Annotated in this window: 8 protein-coding genes; 1 reads left to right on the top strand and 7 read right to left on the bottom strand. The window is 40.3% G+C overall.

Annotation, left to right across the window (positions count from 1 at the left end; all coding sequences use genetic code 11):
* The first annotated feature begins 307 nt into the window (after positions 1–307).
* The gene (modB, locus tag CDG77_RS23875) at positions 308–2110 is read left to right on the top strand and encodes a molybdate ABC transporter permease subunit (protein WP_094331836.1); all 1803 of its coding nucleotides are present in this window, start codon (positions 308–310) and stop codon (positions 2108–2110) included.
* 404 nt (positions 2111–2514) lie between these two features.
* Here the strand turns inward: modB and CDG77_RS23870 are convergent, their stop codons facing one another.
* The 7 genes from CDG77_RS23870 to CDG77_RS23840 form a co-directional block, all read right to left on the bottom strand.
* Positions 2515–2886, bottom strand: coding sequence for a four-helix bundle copper-binding protein (locus CDG77_RS23870; protein WP_094331837.1), 372 nt, complete (start codon positions 2884–2886; stop codon positions 2515–2517).
* 647 nt (positions 2887–3533) lie between these two features.
* Positions 3534–3806, bottom strand: a complete 273-nt coding sequence (locus CDG77_RS23865; protein ID WP_094331835.1) for a cupin domain-containing protein — start codon at positions 3804–3806, stop codon at positions 3534–3536.
* 22 nt (positions 3807–3828) lie between these two features.
* Positions 3829–4188 (bottom strand): Mo-dependent nitrogenase C-terminal domain-containing protein, encoded by a 360-nt coding sequence (locus CDG77_RS23860; protein WP_094331834.1) that lies wholly within the window; start codon positions 4186–4188, stop codon positions 3829–3831.
* Positions 4189–4991: 803 nt separating this feature from the next.
* On the bottom strand, positions 4992–6452 hold the full coding sequence (locus tag CDG77_RS23855; RefSeq protein WP_094331833.1) for a protein kinase domain-containing protein: 1461 nt from the start codon (positions 6450–6452) through the stop codon (positions 4992–4994).
* 53 nt (positions 6453–6505) lie between these two features.
* On the bottom strand, positions 6506–7054 hold the full coding sequence (locus CDG77_RS23850) for a GIY-YIG nuclease family protein (RefSeq protein ID WP_094331832.1): 549 nt from the start codon (positions 7052–7054) through the stop codon (positions 6506–6508).
* A gap of 53 nt (positions 7055–7107) precedes the next feature.
* Entirely contained in the window at positions 7108–7437 is a 330-nt protein-coding gene (locus CDG77_RS23845; protein ID WP_094331831.1) for a hypothetical protein, read from the bottom strand.
* Positions 7438–7893: 456 nt separating this feature from the next.
* Entirely contained in the window at positions 7894–8094 is a 201-nt protein-coding gene (locus CDG77_RS23840; RefSeq protein WP_094331830.1) for a hypothetical protein, read from the bottom strand.
* Positions 8095–8509 lie beyond the last annotated feature (415 nt).

Raw genomic sequence — 8509 nt, 5'->3', positions numbered from 1 at the left:
CCTAACCCCCTCCCCGCCAGCGAGGAGAGGGCTATGATATACCTCATTTGATTAGGAAAAGCTATAAGTAAGTAGGCGTGAATAATTAAAGCTTTTGAGTAAGCGGCTCCAGCTTTTGAGATAGGCTGGAGCCGCTTTGATTTGTGAGAATTGCAAGCCGCAGATCCCCCGTAAAAATATGTCGGGGATCTTGTTTCTGTAGGTTTGATTCAAGATTTTATTAGGTAATTTACCAACTTTTACCAACGGATCGGAGGTAAAGTTGGTAAATTAGGGATTAGTTAAGCTAATTTTTCCCTACGCAACTATGCCATTGGATTTATCGCCTCTTTGGATATCACTCAAAACTTCATTGCTTGCCACATTTATCACCTTCTTTTTGGGTATTGCTGCTGCCTACTGGATGCTGGGATATCGTGGCAAAGGTAAATCGTTGATTGAGGGTATCTTTATTGCGCCCCTGATTTTACCACCCACGGTTGTCGGTTTCTTGTTGCTGCTATTTTTTGGGAAAAATGGCCCTGTAGGGAAATTCATGGGCGCTTTTGACTTCACCATTGTTTTTACCTGGTATGGTGCAGCGATCGCAGCCACAGTAGTTTCTTTCCCTTTAATGTATAAAACTGCACTAGGAGCCTTTGAACAAATAGATGCTAATCTGCTGCGAGTAGCTAGAACCCTTGGTGCAACTGAAACTACAATCTTTTGGCGCATCAGTTTACCCCTAGCACTACCCGGTATTGTCGCCGCCACAATGTTAGCTTTTGCCCGTGCTTTGGGAGAATTCGGGGCGACGTTGATGCTAGCTGGTAACATTCCAGGAGTTACGCAGACAATCCCAATGGCGATTTATTTTGCAGTGGAAGCGGGAGCAATGAACGAAGCGTGGTTTTGGGCGATCGCAATTATGGCGATTTCTCTATCTGGAATTATTGGGGTTAACTTCTGGCAAGAATTGAGGGAAAAGAGGAGGGGAGAAGGGAGCGGGGAGCAGGGAGCGGGGGGAGAAATTCTCTATACTCCGCAATCTAGCTTTGAATCTGGCGGATTGTTAGTCAATATTGAAAAAGTACTTTCTAGCTTTCATTTAAAAGTTGCTTTCACTTCTGATGAGCAACCTTTGGGATTGTTAGGGGGTTCTGGAGCAGGTAAGAGCATGATTTTGCGCTGCCTTGCGGGGATAGAAACGCCTTCTAGTGGACGCATAGTTTTAAATGGTAGAGTCCTATTTGACTCAGAACAAGGAATTAATTTACCCAGTCGCGATCGCCGCATCGGTTTTTTAGTGCAGAATTATGCCCTCTTTCCCCATTTGAGTGTGGCGCAAAATATTGCTTTTGGCTTGCCCAAAAAACTATCGGCTGGCAGTATTAGGGTGCAGGTAGAAGAACAATTATTAGCAATGCAGTTGCAGGGATTAGGCGATCGCTATCCGCACCAACTTTCTGGGGGACAACAACAACGGGTAGCCTTGGCAAGAGCATTGGCAAGTCAACCGGAAGCATTGCTTTTAGATGAGCCGTTTTCGGCACTCGACACCCATCTGCGTAGTCAATTAGAGGAGCAAATGAAAGAAACTCTAGCTGGCTACCAAGGTGTGACTCTGTTTGTCACTCATAATATGGAAGAAGCTTATCGGATTTGTCCGAATCTTTTGGTATTGGAGCATGGTAAAGCCGTTCATTATGGTAGCAAACACGATATTTTTCAGCATCCTGCTACCGTTAGTGTCGCCCAACTTACCGGATGCAAAAACTTCTCCCGTGCTATTCTCCAGTCATCGCAACAGGTAGAAGCGACTGATTGGGGTTGTAGTCTCCAAGTAATTGAACCAGTCAAGAGTGAATTATCCCACGTCGGCATTCGTGCCCATCAGTTCATTTTTACCAACGACTCATCACAGGAAAATACCTTTCCCTGCTGGGTAGTACGAACAAGTGAAACGCCCCATCGAATGACATTATTTCTCAAACTACATTCTGCTGGCAAGAATTCTCAAGATTACCATCTGCAAGCTGAAGTCTTCAAAGAAAAATGGGCGACGATGAAAGACCAAGCTTTTCCTTGGTACGTGCGTTTAGATCCTCTGCGGTTGATTTTGATGGAGTGAATGCAGAGATATACGTCATAAGGGGTATTGCATATTTGGGCTTTGCTGAATTATGGGATGATTCTTGTGGGGTGGGCATCCTGCCCGCCCGGAAATACAAGGGACGGGCAAGATGCCCATCCCACAAAAATAGTAAAATCATCCCGCCAATATGCAACGCTTGGAAATGTTAGAGAATCCAACTGAGTTGCCTGGTGAAGCGGTGTTACCGGGTTTTGTGTTGAATTTGCGTCGGGTGTGGAATTGAAAATTGAATATCTCCTACATGACATCTGCAATCTGCCAGGGGAGTATCACTTTGCTAATTCTTTGATTAGTTAAGTCTTTACTTCAAGCGCCCAGATTCCAAAGAGTCTGAGCGCTTGAATATTAGGTTGCAGAGAAACTTCTGCTAGTTAGGGCAATTAAGCAGGCATCATCTGCATACTTCTGCAAGACTCTGCACACTTACGGCAAGCAGCAGCACATTCCATCATTTTCATGTCATCGCTCATCATCTCACATGCCATTGCAGTGCGATCGCACATCTCAGCGCAAAGCATACAAGTGCGTTCCATGAACTCAGAACCGCTCATCATCATATTCATGCACATCATGCACATTTCAGAGCAATCGCGCATCATGCTCATCATGCTCATCATATTTTTGTCCATCTGCATACCACCTTTGGCCATGCAGTAAGTCATGGTTTCCATGCACATCTTGTGACAGTCCATACAAACTTCCATGCAAGCTTGCATTTCGGCAGTCATGGTTTCATTCATCATCATCATCATCATCTGAAATACCTCATGATTTTTTGATGTATTAAAGAGTGCCCTTAGAAGGACTACCTCATAACATTAATCCTATCCTTTTAAAGAGTCAATGGTAGTTTTTAATCCAGAATTTGGAAACCTACTATCCCGATATAATTACCGATAATTGGGACAAATGCTACAGAAGTTTAGTGCTGTTTTATTGATTATTCTTACATATCAAGGTTTAGATACTCCCGTTATCAGGTGGGGTTTATTTAGCAAGTCCACTTTCTCATCGTGGATCAAAACTTGGAGTTAAGTAAGTCGGCGCTAAACTAATTTTTCAAGCTATGTTAATAAATTTAAATCTAGGGCGCTTTGTCGCGCACCGTCAACAATTCAAGGTGCTTTATGCCATAGGATAACGTACCCTACTTCAAATTTATATTTCTTCATATATTGGTGAGTAAAAAAAGTACCCAACCCTCCCCAAGGCATTGGGTAGAGTTGGGTAGGAGTGGACTTTATTTAGTTGCAAAGTAGTGTATATTACTTGTGCTGTAGCAGAAAGCTATATTTTCAATCAAATTTGTCAAAAAATTGGGCACTATTTTGGTAGTTATATTAACCTCAAAAACCAATGGCAAACATGTCAGTTCATGGGGATCGCTTTTGTCTATTGGCTAATCAAAGTAATAATGTTTTTTCACGTCGCTTATGATTTCCCAGATGCAGGACATGCCAGAGGGAAAAATCACCAAATCACCTTTACCCATTTGCACTGGCTGTCCACCATCAGGAGTAACAACGACATTACCTTCCAAAAAGTAGCAAGTTTCTTGAGAATCATAAGTCCAAGGGAATTTTGAGACTTCCTTTTCCCAAATTTCCCATTTATAGACACCCAATTCATTGAGGCGTTCTTGTCTGGGTTGATGCTCAATTTTAATTTCCATATTGTGTTTTTTCTAGTTATATTCAGCAGTAAGATTGAATATCTTCACCACACTGATCTACTAGATAACACAAAGCGCGAAAACGTAAGTACACAAGTTCGTTATAAAGCGGATTTAGCTTGCACATTGGTGGAATGTGGGCTATTTTGCGACCAAAAAGCATGATATCACGCTCGAATGGACACTGGGCGGGAATCAGTTTAGCAATAAATTTGGCTAATTTCCGATTCTGAATCTCAATTGTGTCTAGCCATTGACGTAAGGGTTGCAATAAATCTAATTTAGGTTGAGCTAATTGGCTTTTACTATCCGCTTGATGATTTTGTCCTAAAGGTGGAATAAAAGCAGATAGAAAAATGCGCCGATTCTTTGTTTTAAGCATGGTTTTAGGCAAGGTTTTCCTTGTGTAGATGAACTATTTGCCGATTGGGAGTATTACCATCTAATTTCTCTAGTCAATTTGCATTTTGCTTGTTTGTAAGGAAAGAAGCAAAATAAGCTCAACTCAAAGAATTTACATGCATCTTTGGAGGTAAATGGTTTAACTAATTGTTATTTAAACCCACCAAATCAGGAAGAACTGTCCCGTTAAATACAAAATAACAAAGAAAATATAAAATTGGCATTTCTTTAACTTATGGATTGCTAATCTCGTAAATAGCAAATTTATATATTACATATAAATGCCTGGTTCTGAAACTGACTAGTATCTAGAGATGGATTTTCGGGGATAAAAAAACAGTCTAGTTCGGACTCCATATAGACTTCGCTAGGATTAGCCTGCAATATCTAGCGATTTTAGACCATAAAACATATAATAGTCTGTGCAATCTGTTACATTAGCTAACCTAGATATTATCTAATAAGTAGCAAGAAATTGTTTGATAAGTCTAAGCTAATACACTTACGACTTATAGCATTTACAAGAATATTTGCAGTAGGTGTAAGGACGTACAGCAGTTAATGGTGTCAACTTAACAAAAAGGCGGTTAGAAACTGCATCAATACAAACAAAACCCACACAGGCAGATTTTAAAACCTTGATTTTCCCTTAGTCCTCTGAAGTAGACGAGAGTTTGTGTAGTCGTGAATTCTATTTTTGGGGCTTATATTGATACCAGTATACAGAAGTACGCCCCTGCTAATATATCAGGTATTTTGTAAAATGGTATAATAATCAAAAGCTTATTTCTTAAAATATCTCAAGCCGGAACGATTTTGATATTTGTCGATATAATCTACATTCTTTTGCTCTAACTTTTTCAGCAAATTAGCTGGAAATTCTTTTGTTGAATATATAGGGTTATACCAAGGTTGCTTATCAAAGTAATCTTGCAATCCAGGAGTATCAAAACGACGACCGTGACTGGCAAAAATCGAATTTCGCATAATATCTAGTTGAAAACCGTCTTTACCCTCTAAATCTGCATCAGTTACAGGTCTTTCGGAAAGCCAGAAATAATTGTTGACGGTCGTGGTAGCTACTGGCGATATTGATGTAGCTGGGGAAGGTGTAGATTGAGTAGAAACAGATGGGTTCGTTGGTATAATCGGAGTTTCTATCACTGGGCTTGCGATCGCTGATGGTGTTTCTGAAGGTAATACCGTTTTATCTGCTGTAGATTGAGTAGGTTTTGTTAACACTTGGCTAATAATCACAGATGCACCAATCAACCCACCTGCGATTAAACTGCCGATAAGGATATTATTCTGACTATTACTTTGAGCGCTAGGCTGTGGTTTAGCAGGTACTGTCTGAGGTGGCGGTGCAGAGACTATAGTGGGTTGAGTCAAGAGGGGTTGCGTCGTTGGAATGGGATTTGCTATGTTCTGCAAAGTATCCAGCATTGCTCTGGCTGTTGGGTAGCGATCGCGCGGATGATATGCGATCGCTCTGTCGATTACTCCTGCTACGATCGGGCTAACATGACTCGCATACTGTCGCCAAACAATTTCACCCGTCTGGGAATCGGTTTCTAGTTGTTGCGCCTGTTTACCAGTCAGCAAATAAATTACCGTCATTCCTAAACTGTATAAATCACTCGAATATACTGGTCTACCTGCGGCTTGTTCGCTGGGCATATAACCAGGTGTCCCAATCACAATGGAACTGGTAGGATTGCCTTGAGAATTCACCACTGTTCCCATTGATTCGCGGATAGCGCCAAAATCAATTAGTATTGGTTTACCATCGCGATCGCGCACAATGATGTTATCCGGTTTAATATCGCGGTGAACGATATGCTTAGAGTGAACGTAATCCAGGACGGGTAACAAATTCATAAATAATTCCTGGACAGCGCTTTCACTAAATAGCCCTTGCTTTTGAATTTTTCCAGTTAGGGTATCGCCTTCAATCCACTCCTGAACTAAGTAAAATTGTCCGCCAGAGGAGAAGTAGGCATACAATGCTGGAATTTGGTCAGATGCGCCGCCGAGTTGTTCCAAAATTGCTGCTTCGCGTTGAAACCTCTCTTGCACTAACTGGTAAATTTGGGGATTGTTGTGAATCGGTCTTAGTTGTTTAACCACACAACGGCGCTTTGAGGGCATATAGGTATCCTCTGCTAGATAGGTTTCACCAAACCCACCAGCGCCCAGTGTGCGGATAACTTGATAGCGATCGTTCAGCAGCTGTATTGTCATGGGAGATTATAAGCGATATTCATGTCTATAGTTAGTTTTCCCCAAAACAACCTTCATTTCAAATCTAGCAAACCTTCTTCTTTCAATTTAGGATTAAAGCGAATTTGCATTTGCAAACCCCGCACTTCTAGCAATTGTGTTGAAATTTCTGCTTCTACTCTCCGCGCCACATTTTTAAGAATTTTTATTTGTGCTAATTCATCATTCGCTGGATTTTGATATTTCGCCTGTTCTTCGGGTGTCATGATAACTTTTACATCAATGGGATGCGTCCATTTTTCCTTGTTATCTCCATTTCCCCAAGGCACGCTGCCATTTTCTGCAATCCAAGCATTTTCAGTATTTTCTAAAATTGTGCGACTAGGGCGTTCAATAGTTTGAACCTTGACCCAATAGCAATGTTGTGGCTGACGGACTAAATGCTGTTTCAGGCTGAGATAAACATCACGAGAATAGCCTACAAATTGCAGCACTTTTTCTCGATCAAAGATAGCATATACCCCAATTTTACTCTGAAATTGTTCGGGTAATTGCCCGCGATCGTCAATGTAAGGAATATATTCCAAGGTTGCTAAAGTAGAAAGATTCGTTTCAAGAGCCATACATCAAATATCAAACTTACTATTTGCCTATTAGGAAAAAATTATCTTCACAATTAACTATTACCAATTTTTTGGTAAATTGCACAAAGGCGACTTGGTTTAAAAATCTTAGCACTAAACATGAAATTTGGCGGTACATTGATGATGGCATATTCATCAGATTCATGATATTTTTCAAACTCGGCTGGCATTCCTTTAGTGGTAGTTAAGCTGTAAGGAACTGGTTGGAAAAGTAATTCAGTAAATTTAACTTGCTCGCACTGCAACTGTTGACTAATTTGATTTAAGAAAGCAACGCTTGTCAATAAATTGAATAGAGTTTCTTGAGCTTGTGTTTCAAGAGTAAAACTGCTATCAAAGTTCTGGACGATTTTCAGGGGCATTATCTGTATGGGTAGTTATTAACGACTAAGTGAAAAATTACCACTTTAAGATCAGCCTATGGGATTGTGGGACTTCTGTCAGCCACAAGAGGAAGCAAAATTATTAAGAATCATGAAGTTTAGGAGATTTCAGGGATAGATGATTTTTATTCAAGGCTGTGCTAATAAACTTCAGATATTATACTTAGAAATATAAATATCAAATTCATAATTAAATAATTAGCTGTAGTATAATAATTACTAAAAATGCCATGAGACAAAAGTGATACCTCCGGTGGGCTACGCCTACGCACTTTACCACATCAGCCTTCATCCCCCCTGAAAACGATTCTCACGCAATAAAAATGAGTGGACAATCGCGATCTAAACCACAACTGTCCACTCAAATTTTACTAAATGCGCGTTAGTAGAAACAACCCAATTAGACTATTGAAACTTGGGAAAGTCCAAACCAATCTAACGTGACTCGGTTCCCTGATTGGGGCTACCTGCTACAGAATCCTCTCCTGGTGCTTCTGGTGTAGCACTGGGTTTAGCATCACTCTTTTCAGCATCGCCAGTTTTGCGGATACCTTCCTCAATGGGGGTTTGGTAGCCACCAGAAGCCGTAGGCGTACCTTCTTTATTATCAGATTTTTGTTTTTCTTGTTCAGCCATGACTACATTCCTAATCATTTATTCTTGGGATCATCTTAAATAAATTAGTGATGTGAGTGTATCTATCCAGAATCTAGTTATTGCTGATTCGCCCCTCTATCGAAAGTATTATTTAGTACTACTTATGTATGCTGACAAAAATCCAGAAATGTAGAATTTGTTAACCTTAGAACTCTTGCTATCGTTAAAGTAGAACTTGGAAAGGGCTTGATGTCCAAGATGCTTTTGAAATTGCTTTATTGATAGTTGACAGCAAATGGTTCATCTGTCGATTTTGTATGTTGCAAAAACTGCCAATAGTTTGATAAAAATACTGGTAGGGAATATAACGTTTTTTTTAACCCACCTTTAAGCAACCTCAAGTACCTATTCACATAGAGTAAATTATTTTGAAAAAAAATAAATATCTTAACAA

Origin of the sequence: Nostoc sp. 'Peltigera membranacea cyanobiont' 213, assembly GCF_002245975.1 — a bacterium.
In the GTDB taxonomy this organism is placed as follows: Bacteria; Cyanobacteriota; Cyanobacteriia; order Cyanobacteriales; family Nostocaceae; genus Nostoc.
This window is presented reverse-complemented; position numbering and strand designations above follow the sequence as displayed.